Annotated in this window: 14 protein-coding genes; 10 read left to right on the top strand and 4 right to left on the bottom strand. The window is 64.9% G+C overall.

Going from position 1 to position 15,564, the window contains the following annotated elements:
- The first annotated feature begins 165 nt into the window (after nucleotides 1-165).
- On the top strand, nucleotides 166-1,041 hold the full coding sequence (locus AWB76_RS10645; RefSeq protein WP_061160097.1) for a dienelactone hydrolase family protein: 876 nt from the start codon (nucleotides 166-168) through the stop codon (nucleotides 1,039-1,041).
- Nucleotides 1,042-1,047: 6 nt separating this feature from the next.
- Here the strand turns inward: AWB76_RS10645 and AWB76_RS10640 are convergent, their stop codons facing one another.
- Together AWB76_RS10640 and AWB76_RS10635 are read right to left on the bottom strand one after the other, a co-directional pair.
- Nucleotides 1,048-1,917 (bottom strand): sulfurtransferase, encoded by an 870-nt coding sequence (locus AWB76_RS10640; RefSeq protein ID WP_061160096.1) that lies wholly within the window; start codon nucleotides 1,915-1,917, stop codon nucleotides 1,048-1,050.
- Nucleotides 1,918-2,023: 106 nt separating this feature from the next.
- The gene (locus tag AWB76_RS10635; protein WP_061160095.1) at nucleotides 2,024-3,130 is read right to left on the bottom strand and encodes an aromatic ring-hydroxylating oxygenase subunit alpha; all 1,107 of its coding nucleotides are present in this window, start codon (nucleotides 3,128-3,130) and stop codon (nucleotides 2,024-2,026) included.
- Nucleotides 3,131-3,441: 311 nt separating this feature from the next.
- On the opposite strand from AWB76_RS10635, the gene AWB76_RS10630 reads away from it, so the two are divergent.
- The 4 genes from AWB76_RS10630 (at nucleotide 3,442) to folE2 (ending at nucleotide 7,626) form a co-directional block, all read left to right on the top strand.
- Nucleotides 3,442-3,777, top strand: a complete 336-nt coding sequence (locus AWB76_RS10630; RefSeq protein ID WP_061160094.1) for an exodeoxyribonuclease VII small subunit — start codon at nucleotides 3,442-3,444, stop codon at nucleotides 3,775-3,777.
- Nucleotides 3,774-4,661 (top strand): polyprenyl synthetase family protein, encoded by an 888-nt coding sequence (locus tag AWB76_RS10625; protein WP_061160093.1) that lies wholly within the window; start codon nucleotides 3,774-3,776, stop codon nucleotides 4,659-4,661. The genes AWB76_RS10630 and AWB76_RS10625 overlap by 4 nt, the downstream gene beginning before the upstream one ends.
- Nucleotides 4,662-4,756: 95 nt before the next feature.
- Complete coding sequence (gene dxs, locus AWB76_RS10620; protein ID WP_061160092.1) at nucleotides 4,757-6,673, top strand: 1-deoxy-D-xylulose-5-phosphate synthase; 1,917 nt, start codon at nucleotides 4,757-4,759, stop codon at nucleotides 6,671-6,673.
- A 146-nt stretch (nucleotides 6,674-6,819) separates the two neighbouring features.
- A complete protein-coding gene (gene folE2, locus AWB76_RS10615) occupies nucleotides 6,820-7,626 on the top strand; it encodes a GTP cyclohydrolase FolE2 (protein WP_061160091.1) in 807 nt (268 codons plus the stop codon).
- A 46-nt stretch (nucleotides 7,627-7,672) separates the two neighbouring features.
- On the opposite strand, the gene AWB76_RS10610 is transcribed toward folE2, so the two are convergent.
- Nucleotides 7,673-8,599, bottom strand: a complete 927-nt coding sequence (locus tag AWB76_RS10610) for a LysR substrate-binding domain-containing protein (protein ID WP_208606557.1) — start codon at nucleotides 8,597-8,599, stop codon at nucleotides 7,673-7,675.
- A gap of 97 nt (nucleotides 8,600-8,696) precedes the next feature.
- Between AWB76_RS10610 and AWB76_RS10605 the strand changes: the two genes are divergently transcribed.
- Both AWB76_RS10605 and AWB76_RS10600 read left to right on the top strand, forming a co-directional pair.
- Nucleotides 8,697-9,926: an MFS transporter gene (locus tag AWB76_RS10605; protein WP_061160191.1), complete on the top strand. Its 1,230-nt coding sequence runs from the start codon at nucleotides 8,697-8,699 to the stop codon at nucleotides 9,924-9,926.
- A 39-nt stretch (nucleotides 9,927-9,965) separates the two neighbouring features.
- Nucleotides 9,966-10,592: a glutathione S-transferase family protein gene (locus tag AWB76_RS10600; RefSeq protein WP_061160090.1), complete on the top strand. Its 627-nt coding sequence runs from the start codon at nucleotides 9,966-9,968 to the stop codon at nucleotides 10,590-10,592.
- 6 nt (nucleotides 10,593-10,598) lie between these two features.
- Here the strand turns inward: AWB76_RS10600 and tsaD are convergent, their stop codons facing one another.
- Entirely contained in the window at nucleotides 10,599-11,627 is a 1,029-nt protein-coding gene (gene tsaD / locus AWB76_RS10595; RefSeq protein ID WP_061160089.1) for a tRNA (adenosine(37)-N6)-threonylcarbamoyltransferase complex transferase subunit TsaD, read from the bottom strand.
- 76 nt (nucleotides 11,628-11,703) lie between these two features.
- Here tsaD and AWB76_RS10590 point away from each other — a divergent pair, with 76 nt between their 5' ends.
- The 3 genes from AWB76_RS10590 to dnaG all read left to right on the top strand — a co-directional run bounded on the left by AWB76_RS10590 (nucleotide 11,704) and on the right by dnaG (nucleotide 15,536).
- A complete protein-coding gene (locus tag AWB76_RS10590) occupies nucleotides 11,704-12,930 on the top strand; it encodes a BaiN/RdsA family NAD(P)/FAD-dependent oxidoreductase (protein ID WP_061160190.1) in 1,227 nt (408 codons plus the stop codon).
- A 259-nt stretch (nucleotides 12,931-13,189) separates the two neighbouring features.
- The gene (locus tag AWB76_RS10585) at nucleotides 13,190-13,636 is read left to right on the top strand and encodes a GatB/YqeY domain-containing protein (protein WP_061160088.1); all 447 of its coding nucleotides are present in this window, start codon (nucleotides 13,190-13,192) and stop codon (nucleotides 13,634-13,636) included.
- A 19-nt stretch (nucleotides 13,637-13,655) separates the two neighbouring features.
- Nucleotides 13,656-15,536, top strand: coding sequence for a DNA primase (gene dnaG, locus AWB76_RS10580; RefSeq protein WP_061160087.1), 1,881 nt, complete (start codon nucleotides 13,656-13,658; stop codon nucleotides 15,534-15,536).
- The last annotated feature ends 28 nt before the right edge of the window (nucleotides 15,537-15,564 follow it).

Genomic DNA, 15,564 nt, shown 5'->3' with positions numbered 1-15,564 from the left:
GGAAGCTGTTTAGAATGGGCGGCGCGTCCAATTTAGGACGCGCGTTCATTACTCAGCAGCGCCGCGTTGCGTGCACCCTTGAGCGCGCCGCGCGATTCCACGATCCGATCCACGCCGTCGCATGCCGTGCGACACGACGCGACGGCCTTGCCGCGGGAGCTTCGTATGCTAGACCCTGAAGTCGACAGCCTCATTCCGCACGTTCCGTTCAACCGGCGCACTTTCATCAAGGCGACTTTCGGCACCGGCTTCGCGGCCGCCGTGCTGCCGGTGTCCGCGCAAACCATTCATACCGACAGCGACGGCCTGGACGCGGGCGCGATCGGCATTCGCGGCGCGGACGGCACGCTCGTGCCGGCGTATCGCGCGCAACCGAAGGGCAAGACGCATTTGCCGGTCATCATCGTGATCCATGAGATTTTCGGGGTCCACGAGCATATCGCCGACGTGTGCAGGCGCTTCGCGAAACTCGGTTATCTCGCCATCGCACCGGATCTCTACACGCGTCAGGGCGATGCATCGGCGTATAAGTCGATGCAGCAGCTCAACGAGCAACTCGTGTCGAAAGTGCCCGATTCGCAAGTGATCTCCGACATCGATCAGACCGTCAAATGGGCCGGCGAGCATGGCGGCGATCCGAAGCGCGTGGGCATCGTCGGCTTCTGCTGGGGCGGACGCATCTCGTGGCTCTACGCGGAGCACAATCCGAATCTGAAGGCCGCCGTCGCTTTCTACGGGCGGGTCGTCGGCAGCAAGACCGAGAACACGCCGAGCAATCCGATCGACCTCGCGAGTCAGCTCAAGGTGCCCGTGCTCGGACTCTATGGACGGCAGGATCAGAGCATCCCGCAGGACACGCTCGAGCAGATGAAGCAGGCGCTCGCAAACGACCCGCCGCCCGCGAAGAATTCGCAGTTCGTCGTCTACGACGACGCGGGGCATGCGTTCTTCGCGGATTATCGGCCGAGCTATCGCAAGGCGGACGCGGATGACGCCTGGAAGCGCGCGCTCGCGTGGTTCCGCGAGCACGGCGTCAAATAACGGCGTTCAGGGATTCGGGCCGGTCGCGACCGGGCGGCCCGGATCGGCGCTCCATTCGCTCCACGAGCCCGGATAGAGCGCCGCGCCGTGCAGGCCGGCGATCTCCATCGCGAGCGCGTTATGGCACGCCGTCACGCCCGAGCCGCATTGCAGGACGATGCGATCCGCCGGCGTCGTGCCGACGAGCGAGCCGAATGCCTCGCGCAACTCGTGAGCCGTCTTGAAGCGGCCTTCCGCCGTCAGGTTGTTCTTGAAGAAATGATTCAGCGCGCCCGGAATGTGGCCGCCGACGGGATCGATCGTCTCGTTCTCTCCACGATAACGATCGGCGGCGCGCGCATCGATCAGCAGATGATCGCGCGTGCCGATGCTGCGTTCGATCGCCTGAGCGTCGATGGTCACCTGAAGCGGCGCGCCGGCCTTGAACGTGCCCTGGGTTTTCGGCGGCACGGCGGCGTCGAGCGCATTGCCCGCGGCTTCCCAGGCTTGCAGGCCGCCGTCGAGCAGCGCGACGGAATCGTGCCCGAGCCAGCGCAGGAGCCACCAGAGACGCGCGGCGTACATGCCGCCTTGCGCGTCATAAGCAACGACTTGCTGGCCTTCGTTCAGGCCGAAGCTCGCCAGTCTGGCGACGAGCGCGGCACGCTCCGGCAACGGATGGCGGCCGTTCGCCCCGGTCTTGGCACCGGACAAGTCGCGATCCAGATGAAGATAATGCGCGCCGGGAATATGTCCTTGCGCGTAGGCCGCTTCGCCCGACTCCGGCGCGGCGAGATCGAAGCGGCAATCGAAGACGAGCATGCTGCCGGGCGCGGCGGCGAGCCGTTCGGCGAGATTGGTCGCCGAGATGAGCGTGGTGTAGTGAGTGTGCGGCATGACGGCTCCTGAACGTCGCTCATAGGCGAGGACTTGTACCGTTAGTCTAAACAAAAAGGCGAGCCCGAAAGCCCGCCTTTTCGTAACACTGGCCGAATGGCCTATGTCAGATCGCGCCGAGTTGATGCCGCAGGAACTCGTGAAAGTGCTGCATGCCGGATTCCATCGGGCTTTGATACGGCCCGACCTGATTCTCGCCACGCGACATCAGCGCGCGACGGCCCGCGTCCATGCGTTCGGCGATTTCATCGTCCTCGCGGGCAGTTTCCATATACGCCGCACGCTCCGCCTCGATGAACTCACGCTCGAACAGCGCGATTTCCTCCGGATAATAAAACTCGACGATGTTCGTCGTCTTCTGCGTGCCCTGCGGAATGAGCCACGACACGACCAGCACGTGCGGATACCACTCGATCATCAGACCGGGGTAGTACACCATCCAGATCGCGCCGAATTCGGGCGGTGCGCCATTGCGAAAGCGCAGGACTTCGTCGTGCCACTTGCGGTACGTCGGGCTGCCGGGCTTTTCCAGATTCTTGTGGACGCCCACCGTCTGCACGCTGTACCAGTCGCCGAATTCCCATTCGAGGTTGTCGCACGACACGAAGCTGCCGAGTCCCGGATGGAACGGCGCGACGTGATAGTCCTCCAGATAGACCTCGATGAAGGTCTTCCAGTTGTAGTTGCACTCGTGCACTTCGACGTGATCGAACATGAAGCCCGAAAAGTCGAAGTGTTTCGCCGTGCCAAGCCTCGCGAGATCCGCGGCGACGTTGCGGCCCTCCGATTCGAAGAGCAGGCCTTGCCAGTTCTGCAGCGAAGTCTTGCCGAGGTTCAGGCAGGGCTTGTCCGCGAAATGCGGTGCGCCGAGCAGTTGACCGTTGAGATCGTAGGTCCAGCGATGCAGCGGGCAGACGATGTTGTCCGCGCTGCCGCGGCCATTGAGCATGATCGCCTGGCGATGGCGGCACACGTTCGACAGCAGTTCGATATTGTTCTGCTGATTACGGACGAGCACGCGCCCTTCGCCTTCGCCCGGAAGCGCGAAATAGTTTCCCGCCTCGGGAACCATGAGTTCGTGCCCGATATAGCGTGGACCTTGCTTGAAAAGTGTGTCGAGTTCGCGCGTAAGAAGCGCTTCGTCAAAGTAAGCCGTGACTGGCAGCTGACTATGAATGGCGTTCAGCTGCAATGCATTGCTCAGATTGGACATTCCCACTCCCGATGAAAACGTGAAAGCAGTGAACAACCCAACCATCGAAGATTCGATTTAGGGAGCCCGCGATTATACCGAAATCCGTATCCTTGGGGTGCTTAAGGTCTTGATTTGGGTATAAATTGTCGCGAGAGTTCCGCGCAATCGTTGCGCGATCGCGTGTGAATGGCGCGCGCCGTCACGTTTGACGGACAATCCTGAAAAGCAGTGTTAGCCGCTCTGCATGAACGGGATGCGGGTCGAAAATTTGGCTTTTGCCGTAGAATGTGCGACTTGGTTCCAAAAATTCAATTGCACATCCACGATTCATGGCGAAGACCGCTGTTCAGGAAGCAGACGAGCACACCGGCGCCGGCGCGCAGCGCGCAGACCCCACGCCGCTCCCCGAAAACTACGAGGCGGCGCTCGCAGAACTCGAATCGCTCGTTGCGCGCATGGAAGAGGGCGCGCTGAGTCTCGAGGAATCGCTCGCGGCGTATCGTCGCGGCGCAGCGCTTGTCGGCTTTTGCCAACAGCAGCTCGAAAAAGTCGAGCAGCAGGTGCGCGTTCTCGACGGCGAGACGCTCAAGCCGCTGCCCGCCGAGGTACAGCGCGCAACCCAGGGTGCCGGAGCCACGAACGACAACGGGGACGACGACCTATGACCTTCGAACAATGGATGCGCGCGACGCTCGATCGCGTCGAGACGGCACTCGAACACTATCTTCCGGGCACGGATGTCGCGCCGGCGCGCTTGCATGAGGCCATGCGTTATGCGGTGCTGGGCGGCGGCAAGCGCGTGCGGCCGCTGCTCGTCCACGCAGCGGGCGAGCTGACCGGCGCGAACGCGCAGGCCGTGGAAGCGGCGAGCGCCGCGCTCGAGATGATTCACGTCTATTCGCTGGTGCATGACGACATGCCCGCCATGGATGACGACGCCTTGCGTCGCGGCAAGCCTACCGTACACATCCAATATGACGAAGCGACGGCACTGCTCGTCGGTGACGCGCTGCAATCGCAGGCGTTCGTCGCGCTGACGGCCGAGGGCAATGGTCTGAACGATGCCCAGCAAGCCGCGCTCGTGCGCGAGCTGGCGGTTGCGAGCGGTTCGCTCGGCATGGCAGGCGGGCAGGCAATCGACCTCGAAAGCGTCGGGCGCAAGCTGTCGCGCCCCGAACTCGAGACGATGCATCGCAAGAAAACAGGCGCGTTGTTGCGCGCGTCGGTGCGCATGGGCGCGCTCGCGGGCGAGCATCCGGGCGCCGACGCGCTGACGTCGCTGGATCAGTATGCGGCCGCGATCGGCCTCGCTTTCCAGGTCGTCGACGACATCCTGGACGTCACCGCCGATTCCGCCACGCTCGGTAAGACCGCCGGCAAGGACGCGCAGCACGACAAGCCCACGTATGTGTCGATCATCGGGCTGGATGCATCGCGTGAGCTCGCCGCGCAGCTCGGCCGCGACGCGCACGCCGCGATCGAGCCGTTCGGCGCGCGCGGCCAGCGTCTCGCCGAGCTTGCCGACCTGGTCGTGAACCGGGCGAATTGATTGTTGAACGCGTGACGAACCCCACGGCGCGATCGGGCAAACCCGAAACAATCGCGCCGAACGAATCACGCCAGTTTTCCTAAAATGGGACGACGATGTACGACTTGCTGAAAACCATCGACGATCCGGCCGATTTGCGTGCCCTCGATCGTCGCCAACTGCAACCGCTGGCCGACGAGCTGCGGGCCTACGTGCTCGACAGCGTGTCCCAGACGGGCGGCCATCTGTCGTCCAATCTGGGCACGGTCGAGCTGACGATCGCGTTGCACTATGTGTTCGATACGCCTAGTGACCGCATCGTCTGGGACGTCGGTCATCAGACGTATCCGCACAAGATCCTCACCGGCCGCCGCGACCGCATGTCCGGGCTGCGCCAGCTCGGCGGCATCTCCGGCTTCCCGCGCCGCGTCGAATCCGAATACGACACCTTCGGCACCGCGCATTCGAGCACGTCGATTTCGGCGGCGCTCGGCATGGCGATCGCCAACAAGCTACAGGGTGACAACCGCTATTCGATCGCCGTGATCGGCGACGGCGCAATGACCGCGGGCATGGCCTTCGAGGCGATGAACAACGCAGGCGTCGCCGACGACGTGCCGCTGCTCGTCATCCTCAACGACAACGACATGTCGATCTCGCCGCCGGTCGGCGCACTGAATCGCCATCTCGCGCGTCTGATGTCGGGCCGTTTCTACGCCGCCGCGCGCGCGGGCGTCGAACGCGTGCTGCGCCATGCGCCGCCGGTGCTCGATCTCGCGCGCAAGCTCGAAGAGCACGCGAAGGGCATGATCGTGCCGGCCACGCTGTTCGAAGAGTTCGGCTTCAACTACATCGGCCCGATCGACGGTCACGATCTCGATTCGCTGATCCCGACGCTGCAGAACATCAAGGAACTGCGCGGCCCGCAATTCCTGCACGTCGTGACGAAGAAAGGCCAGGGCTACAAGCTTGCCGAGGCCGATCCGGTGCTCTATCACGGCCCGGGCAAGTTCAATCCGGCCGAGGGCATCAAGCCGTCGACGGCGCCTTCGAAGAAGACCTACACGCAGGTGTTCGGCGAGTGGCTGTGCGACGCCGCCGCGCAGGACTCGCGCGTGGTCGGCATCACGCCGGCAATGCGCGAAGGCTCCGGCATGGTCGAGTTCGAGAAGCGCTTCCCGGAGCGTTATTTCGATGTCGGCATTGCCGAGCAGCACGCCGTGACCTTCGCGGGCGGGCTGGCCGCGGATGGCATGAAGCCGGTCGTCGCGATCTATTCGACCTTCCTGCAACGCGCGTATGACCAGCTGATCCACGACGTCGCGCTGCAAAACCTGCCGGTGGTATTCGCCATCGACCGCGCGGGCCTCGTCGGCGCGGACGGCGCGACGCACGCGGGCAACTATGACCTCGCGTTCCTGCGCTGCATCCCGAACATGACGGTGATGGCGGCATCGGATGAAAACGAGTGCCGTCAGATGCTCTACACGGCGCTCCAGCAGCCGAACCCGACGGCCGTGCGCTATCCGCGCGGCGCGGGTACGGGCGTGGCGACCGTCAAGCAGATGACCGCGATTCCCGTCGGCCGTGGCGAGATTCGCCGCGAGTCGACGCAGAAGCTCGGCTCGGGCAAGCGCATCGCGATCTGCGCGTTCGGCACGATGGTCGCGCCGTCGCTCGCCGCCGCCGAAGCGCTGGATCTGACCGTCGCCAACATGCGTTTCGTGAAGCCAGTCGACGCCGATCTGCTGCGCGAACTGGCCGCGACGCACGACGCCATCGTGACGATCGAGGAAGGCGCGATCATGGGCGGCGCGGGCTCCGCATGCGTCGAAGCGCTGCTCGCAAGCTCGATCCTGAAGCCCGTGCTGCAACTCGGTCTGCCGGACGAATTCATCGATCACGGCGATCCGGCCAAGCTGCTGTCGAGCGTCGGACTGGACGCAGCCGGCATCGTCAAGTCGATTCGCGAACGCTTCATCGACGCTATCGAAAGCGCCAACGCAGGCAAGCTGACGAAGCGCGTCGCCTGACGGCGCTTCGCTCGAACGGCGCGCTCGGGGCGCGCCGTGCAACAACGCTTTGGCACACGGCGCGGGCATCGTCCCGCGCCGTGTGCGCTTGAACGTTTCGAACCGCTCGCGTCCCGCGCGACGCGCGGCGCATAAGGACAAAACAAATGAATCAGATGAATCCCGCCTTCGTGATGCCCGACGTTCAGAGCACGCCCGACACGCGTCAGATCGCGATTCAGCGCGTCGGCGTGAAGGGCGTGCGTTATCCGCTGACGGTGTTGACGGAAGACGGGCTGAAGCCGACCGTCGGTACATGGAATCTCGACGTTCATCTGCCCGCCGAGCAGAAGGGCACGCACATGTCGCGTTTCGTTGCGTTGCTGGAAGAGAATCGCCTGCCCGTCGATCAGCACGCGCTGCGCGGCATGCTGGCGTTGATGCTGGCGAAGCTCGAAGCGCACGCGGGCCGTATCGAAGTGACGCTGCCGTATTTCGTGATGAAGACCGCGCCGGTCTCGGGCGTGAAAAGCCTGCTGGACTACGAAGTGACGTTCATCGTGGAGCGGCGCGATGGCGACACGCGCATGTCGATCAAAGTGCTCGTGCCGGTGACGAGCCTGTGTCCGTGCTCGAAGCAAATCTCGCAGTACGGCGCGCATAACCAGCGCTCGCACGTGACGATCGCGGCGGAAGTGGCTGAAGAGGTGCCGGTCGAGGATCTGATCCGTATCGCGGAAGAAGAGGCGTCGTGCGAACTGTGGGGCTTGCTCAAGCGCCCCGACGAGAAGTTCGTGACCGAGCGGGCGTATGAAAATCCGAAGTTCGTCGAAGACCTCGTGCGAGATATCGCCACGCGCCTGAACGCGGACGCGCGCATCGTCGCTTATACGCTGGAAGCGGAAAACTTCGAGTCGATCCACAATCACAGCGCGTATGCGGTGATCGAGCGCGACAAGCGCCGCGACGCCTGATCGTCTGAGCTTCTGAACGAGAGCCGGTTTCGAACCGGCTCTTTTTCTATGCGAGCGCCGTTTCCGAGGACACGTGCGCTTCCCGCACCGATTCCACCACGAGCGACGCCAACCGCTCGACCAGCGGCGATCCCTTGCCCGACGCGCGATGCAGCGCCAGCGGAATCGACGGCAGCGCGGGCAGACCGCCTTCGCCGCCATCGAGCGGACGCACCGTCGACGGCAGTCCGTAGCTCGTTCGCACCGTCACGCCGAGCCCGGCCGCCGCCGCGGCCCACAGTCCGGACAGGCTCGGGCTCGTGAATGCCACACGCCATTTGATGCCCGCGCGATCGAGCGCCGCCGCCGCCGCGCTGTGAAAGAGACACGGACGATCGAAGGCGATGAGCGGCAAAGGCTCATCGGCGTCGAAGTGCCAGGGAACCGTCGATGACGCGATCCAGCGCATCGGCGGCGCAGCGATCGGTTCGGGCAGATTCGACGCCTGACTCTCGTCGGGCACGCCTGCCGCGCCCCACACGAGCGCGAGATCGAGCTGAGCGCCGCCGATGCGTTCCAGCAACTCCGTATTGCGCGCCACACGCGCCTCGATGCGCACTTTCGGATGCGCGCGCGCAAAACGGCCGAGCACATCGGGCAGCACGACTTCGCCGAAGTCTTCCTGCAGGCCGAGCCGAATCCAGCCTTCCAGATCGACGCCGCGCACCGCGACGGCGGCTTCGTCGTTCAGTTCGACCAGACGCCGCGCGTAATTGAGCATGACTTCGCCCGCATCGGTGAGCGCGAGGCCGCGCCCCGACTTGCGAAAGAGCGGCGTGCCGGCCTGCTCTTCCAGCTTGTGAATCTGAGCGCTGACGGCGGACGTCGAGCGCCCGACGCGATCCGCTGCTTTCGCAAAGCTGCCGAGATCCACGCCCGCGACGAAGCTGCGCAGCACGGCGAGATCGAAGGTGGTCTGGGACACGCTAACCATCCTGTTTAAATGAACGATAAGTCGCGAATTTCGCGATTTTCAGGACGATCCTAAGCCTTCAAACTGGCCGCAGTCAACTCTTTCGATGGACTGCAACATGGCCGCTCCTCTCGTATTGAACTCGAAACGAATGTCCGCGCTCGATGGCGCGCATCGATGGAAAGTGCTGGGCGTCGGCGTCGCGGCGAACGCGAGCGTATCCGCGGCGGCGACCGGCTTCCCGACGACCGCCGTCTGGGTGCGCAGCGCCTACCACCTGAGTAACGGGCATCTGGGCGTGGTGCTGGGCGCGCTGGGGCTGGGCGTGGCGCTCTCCGAATTACCGTGGGGCCTGCTGACCGACAAATGGGGCGATCGTCCCGTCCTGCTGACCGGTCTTTTTTCGACGGCAGCCGTGCTCATCGCGATGACGCTCTTCGCGACGCCCGCCACGGCGAGCTTCGGCTGGCTCGTCTTCGCGATGTGCGCGCTCGGGCTGCTCGGCGGCAGCGTCAATGGATCGAGCGGGCGCGCGGTGATGGCGTGGTTCGGCGAAGGCGAGCGCGGCCTCGCGATGAGCATCCGGCAGACGGCCGTGCCGTTGGGCGGCGGCATCGGCGCGGCGTTGCTGCCGTGGCTCGCGTCGTCGCATGGATTCGGCGCGGTGTTCGGCGTGCTCGCCGCGATGTGCGCGCTATCCGGCGTGTTCGCCTGGCGCTGGCTGCACGAGCCGCCCGGAACCCATGCTCGGGCGATCCGGAGCGAAGGCGCCGCGCCGCTGAAGAACGCGCTGGTCTGGCGCGTCGTGCTCGGGATCGGCGTGTTGTGCGTGCCGCAGTTCGCGGTGTTGAGCTTCGCGACCATCTTCATGCACGATGCCGCGCGCTTCGGCGTGGGCGCGATCAGCGCGACGATGGCCGCGCTCCAGACGGGCGCCATCGCGATGCGCGTCTGGAGCGGCCGCCACACCGACCGTCATGGCAATCGCCGCGCGTATCTGCGCGTATCGACGATCGCGGCGTGCGCGTCGTTCGTCGCGCTCGGCATCGCGACGGCGTTCGGCGCTGCTCATGCGCCCGTCCTGCTGGCGGCGATGCTGATTCTCGCGGGCGTGTGTGTGTCGGCGTGGCACGGCGTCGCGTACACGGAACTGGCGACGCTCGCGGGCGCCGAACGCGCCGGCACGGCGCTCGGCATGGCGAACACGGCTGTCTTCGTCGGCTTTTTCGTGACGCCGCTCGCCATTCCGCATGTGCTCGCGATCGGCTCCTGGCCGATGATCTGGCTCGTGGCGGGCGTGTGCGCGTCGTTTGCGTGGCCGTTGTTCCCGAGGCCCGCGCGCGCTTAAACTGGCCGTCCACGTCATCACGACTCAGCGGAGCGCACCTTGATCCTCATCGGCCAATACGATTCCCCCTTCGTGCGGCGCGTCGCCATCGCGCTGAAGCTCTATGACATGCCGTTCGAGCATCGCCCGTGGTCGACGTTCTCCGATGCCGACAAGATCGCGCCCTTCAACCCGCTGTGCCGCGTGCCGACGCTCGTGCTCGATTCGGGCGATACGCTCATCGAAAGCACGATGATCCTCGATTATCTCGACGAACAGGCGGGCGACGCGCGCGCGATGGTCGCATCAAGCGGGCCGGAACGGCGTCAGGCGCTGAAGGTCTGCGCGCTCGCGACGGGCCTCGCCGACAAAGCCGTCGCGCTCGTCTACGAACGCGTGCTGCACAAGGAGAAATCGCAGGCGTGGCTCGATCGCTGCACGGGGCAGGTCGAGCGCGTGTTGAATGCGCTGGAAGCGGATCGCGCCGCGCGCGCGACGCCTTACTGGTTCGGCGATGCAATCGGCCACGCCGATATCGCCGTGGCCTGCGCGTTGCGTTTCGCGCGCGAGGCGCATCCGGAGATGTTCAGCTCGACGCGCTGGCCGGCGCTCATCGGCCATAGCGACCGCTGCGAGACGCTGCCGGTCTTCAGGGCGATCGTGCAGCCGTTCAATCCGCCGCGATGAAAAGGCTCAGGCGCGCGCGAGCGACGTGAGATCCCAGCGCGGCTTCACGGTGAACGCGTAGTCGCGCACGGCCTGATCCGGCCAGCGCGACAGGCGCAACGCGCCCGCGAGCGCGATCATCGCGCCGTTGTCGGTGCACAGCGACAGGTCGGGATAGTGGACATCGAAGCGACGCTTTTTCGCCGCCGCCGACAGCGCCTCGCGCAACTGCCGGTTCGCGCCGACGCCGCCCGCCACGACGAGCCGCTTCAAGCCGGTTTTCTTCAACGCGGCGAGCGATTTGGCGACGAGCACGTCCACCGCGGCATCGACGAAACCGCGCGCGAGATCGGCCTTCGCCTGCTCGCAGACGGTGTTGCCGAGCTTGCGGCTATGCGTGAGCACGGCGGTTTTCAGGCCGCTGAAGCTGAAATCGAGATCGCCGGAATGGAGCATCGGGCGCGGCAGCGCGACCGCGCCCGGCGTGCCGAATTCCGCGAGCCGCGAGACTTCCGGTCCGCCCGGATAGCCGAGGCCGAGCAGTTTCGCGGTTTTGTCGAAGGCTTCGCCGGCGGCGTCGTCGAGGGTTTCGCCGAGCGTCTCGTAGACGCCGACATCGGTCACGCGCATCAACTGCGTGTGTCCGCCCGACACGAGCAGCGCGACGAACGGAAACGGCGGCGGGGCATCGACGAGCAGCGGCGACAGCAAATGCCCTTCCAGATGATGGATGCCGACGGTCGGCTTGTCCCACGCCATCGCCAGCGCATTGGCGATGCTCGCGCCGACCAGCAGCGCGCCCGCGAGCCCCGGTCCCTGCGTGAACGCGATGGCGTCGATATCGCTGCGTTGCGCGCCGGATTGCTCGAGCACGTCCTCCAGCAGCGGCAGCGCCCGGCGGATGTGATCGCGCGAAGCCAGCTCCGGCACGACGCCGCCGTAATCGCGATGCATCGCGATCTGCGAATGAAGCGCGTGCGAAAGCAGGCCGCGCCCGGTGTCGTAGAGGGCGAGGCCGGTTTCGTCGCAGGAGCTTTCGATGCCTAGAACTAGCATGGATTCAACGCTTTAGAGGGAACAGAAAAGTATAGCAGCGGGCGTGATCGAGCGTGTCGAAGGTAAAATGCGCGGCATGGAATCTTTTGATATCGCCGTCATCGGCGCGGGCGCGGCCGGCATGATGTGCGCGGCCGTGGCCGCACAGTCCGGGCGCCGCGTCGTGCTCATCGACCACGCCGAGCGTCTCGCCGAAAAAATCCGCATCTCCGGCGGCGGGCGCTGCAACTTTACGAACATCAACGCGCAGCCGGCCAACTTTCTGTCGGCGAATCCGCATTTCTGCCGCTCCGCGCTCGCGCGCTACACGCCGCGCGATTTTCTCGCGCTGCTCAAGCAGTATCGCGTGAAGTGGCACGAGAAGCACAAGGGCCAGCTTTTCTGCGACGACTCGAGCGAAACCATCATCGACGTGCTGAAAAGCGAGTGCGATGCGGGCGGCGTCGTGTGGCGGCGTCCGGTCGCCGTGCACGAAATTCGTCATGACGGCGCGCGCTTCACGCTCGATACGAACGCGGGCGCGATCGGCGCGGCGGCGCTCGTGATCGCGACGGGCGGTCTGTCCATCCCGAAGATCGGCGCGACGGATTTCGGCTATCGCGTCGCGAAGCAGTTCGGCCACAAGCTCATCGATACGCGTCCGGCGCTCGTGCCGCTCACGTTCACATCCGCCGACTGGACGCCGTTCGCCGAGTTGTCGGGGCTGTCGCTGCCGGTGCGCATCAGCACGGGCAAAGGCAAGACGCGCGGCGAATTCGACGAAGACCTGCTGCTCACGCATCGCGGCGTGTCGGGGCCGGGCGTGCTGCAGATATCGAGCTACTGGAACACGTCGGAGCCGATTCACGTCGATCTGCTTCCGGAGGTCGACGCCACGGACATGCTGATCGAAGCCAAAGCCGGCTCGAAAAAACAGATCGGCAATTTTCTGGCCGAACACGTGCCCGCGCGCCTCGCGCACGCGTGGCTCGAAGCGCAGCATGTCGCAGTCGATGCGCGCCTCGCCGATCTGCCCGATCGCACGTTGAAGGCAGTGGGCGCGTCGCTGTCGGACTGGACGCTCACGCCGAGCGGCACCGAGGGCTATCGCAAGGCGGAAGTCACGCGCGGCGGCGTCGATACGCGCGAGCTGTCGTCGGCGACGATGATGAGCGAGCGCGTCGCCGGGCTTTATTTCATCGGCGAGGCAGTCGATGTCACCGGCTGGCTCGGCGGCTACAACTTCCAGTGGGCATGGGCATCGGGCGTCGCGGCGGGCAAGGCCGCCGCCGAGTTCGCGCGAGGCGCGGCGACGACCGCCTGAGCGCGTCTTTACGGGGGTTTTGGCGAGTCTCGAAACGCGAACCCGTTTGCTATACTCAGACGGTCATCGGAGGAATTCCCTCCGCTCTGGCAGGCGCTGAAACGGCTATCGCGGCAAGTGCCGCCGCATCCCTTCGCTGCATCTCGGAAAGGTCCGCTGAAAGTCCCGTGGACGGGGCGTTCCCAGGCGGGTTTTCGCGTTCGCGAGATAGCCGGGCGCCGGCCGGAATCCAAATTTTCGCAATTGCACCGGGTGAACGATGAGCCTCAAAGACCAGATCAACGACGACATGAAGACTGCCATGCGCGCGAAAGAAACCGAGCGCCTCGGCACGATTCGCCTGCTGCTCGCGGCAATCAAGCAGCGCGAAGTCGATGATCGCGTCACGCTCGACGATGCGGGCATCACCGCCGTCATCGACAAGATGATCAAGCAGCGCAAGGACTCGATCAGCCAGTTCGAGGCCGCCGCGCGCACCGATCTCGCCGACAAGGAAAAAGCAGAACTGGCGGTGCTCGCGGCCTACATGCCCGAACAGCTTTCCGCCGATGCGATCGCCGCCGAAGTTCAGGCCGCCGTCGCCGCCACGGGCGCCGCCGGACCGCAGGACATGGGCAAGGTGATGGGCGTGCTGAAGCCCAAGCTCGCCGGCAAGGCGGACATGACCGCCGTCTCCGCGCAGGTGAAAGCCGCACTCGCCAAGTAACCACCGCCGCTCTGAATCGGTGATTCCGCACGCTTTCCTGCAGGATTTGCTCAACCGCGTCGATATCGTCGACGTGGTGGGCCGCTACGTCCAGTTGAAAAAGGGCGGCGCGAACTTCATGGGACTCTGCCCGTTTCACAACGAGAAGAGCCCGTCGTTTACCGTCAGTCCGACCAAGCAGTTCTATCACTGCTTCGGGTGCGGCGCGCATGGCACGGCCATCGGCTTTCTGATGGAGCACACCGGCCTCACATTTCCCGAGGCCGTGAAGGATCTCGCGCAAGGCGCGGGCCTGACGGTGCCGCAGGAGCCATCGAACTCTTTCCGTGGGGGCGGAGGCGGCGAGAGCGCGCCGAGCAAAGCGGTCAGCGTCGCGCTGACGGAGGTCATGCAGACCGCGTGCGATTTCTATCGCAAGCAACTGCGCGGCGCGCCGACGGCCATCGCCTATCTGAAGAAACGCGGCTTGACCGGCGAGGTCGCCGCGCGTTTCGGACTTGGATACGCGCCGGATGGCTGGCAGAACCTCGAATCGGCTTTTCCGGATTATCGGGACGAGAATCTGGTCGAAGCGGGTCTCGTGATCGTCAGCGAGAAAACCGACGCCCAAGGGCAGGCCCGACGCTACGACCGTTTCCGCGAACGCGTGATGTTCCCGATCCGCAATGTGAAGGGCAATGTGATCGGCTTCGGCGGTCGCGTGCTCGACGGCGGCGAGCCCAAATACCTGAATTCGCCGGAGACGCCGCTCTTCAGCAAGGGCAGCGAGCTGTACGGGCTGTTCGAGGCGCGTCTCGCGATTCGTGAACTGGGCTACGTGCTCGTCGTCGAAGGGTATATGGACGTCGTCGCGCTCGCGCAGCTCGGGTTTGCGAACGCGGTGGCGACGCTCGGCACGGCTTGCACGCCGATTCACGTGCAAAAACTGTTTCGTCAGACGGATACGGTCGTATTCAGTTTCGACGGCGATTCGGCCGGCCGGCGCGCCGCGCGTCGCGCGCTGGAAGCGGCGCTGCCGCACGCGGCGGACAACCGGACGATCAAGTTCCTGTTCCTGCCGAAGGAGCACGATCCCGACAGCTACGTGCGCGAGTTCGGCACCGACGGATTCGGCGAGCAGGTCGACCGCGCGATGCCGCTGTCGCAGTTCCTCCTGAACGAGGTACTGAACGACAAGGAACTGGAGCAGCCCGAAGGCCGCGCGAAGGCGCTTTTCGACGCGAAGCCGCTGTTGCAGGCATTGCCCGCGAACGCGCTGCGCGTGCAGATCCTGCACATGCTGGCGGACCGGCTCGACACGCCGTTCACGGAGATCGCCGCGCTGTGCGACATCGATTCGCGCGCGGCGGCCGTCGCGCGTGCGAACGTGCCGAAGAGCGAGCGCCGTCGCGTCACCGGGCAGGAGCAGCGCGCGCTGCGCAATCTGGTGATGTATCCCGGCATTGCGGTGTCGCTCGATCAGGACGGCGAGCGCACCCTCGTGACGATGACCGAGCACGGCGAACTGTTCAGCGAAGTGATCTCGCACGCACGCGAGCTTGGCGATGCCGCGCAATTCCAGTTGCTGTCGGAGATCTTGAGAAATGCAGCAAACGCGCCCACGTACGACGATATCTTCCAGGAAATTCTCGCCTATGATGAAAACGTTCGCGATTTGCTGATGCGCGATCCGGCCGATGAGGACGCCGCGCAGCGAGTCGAGGAACAGAAGCGCTTGCTCGCGGAAGAATTGCAGGCGACGGTCGTGAAGCTGAGGCACGACAGCTATCGCGCGCGGCTGGATCAACTGGCGCGGCAGTCGAGTTTGTCGGCGGAAGAGGTGGCGGAGTTTTCGGAGTTGTCGGCGAGAGTCGCGCAGATCAAGGCTGGGCGGGGCGCGAGCTCGGAAGGCGCGAGATGAGAATGCTATAATAAAAAGTTCAGGGCGA

Origin of the sequence: Caballeronia temeraria (assembly GCF_001544795.2) — a bacterium.
GTDB classification, from domain to species: domain Bacteria; phylum Pseudomonadota; class Gammaproteobacteria; order Burkholderiales; family Burkholderiaceae; genus Caballeronia; species Caballeronia temeraria.
The sequence above is the reverse complement of the archived record's forward strand: the minus strand, read 5'-3'. Positions and strand labels throughout refer to the sequence as shown.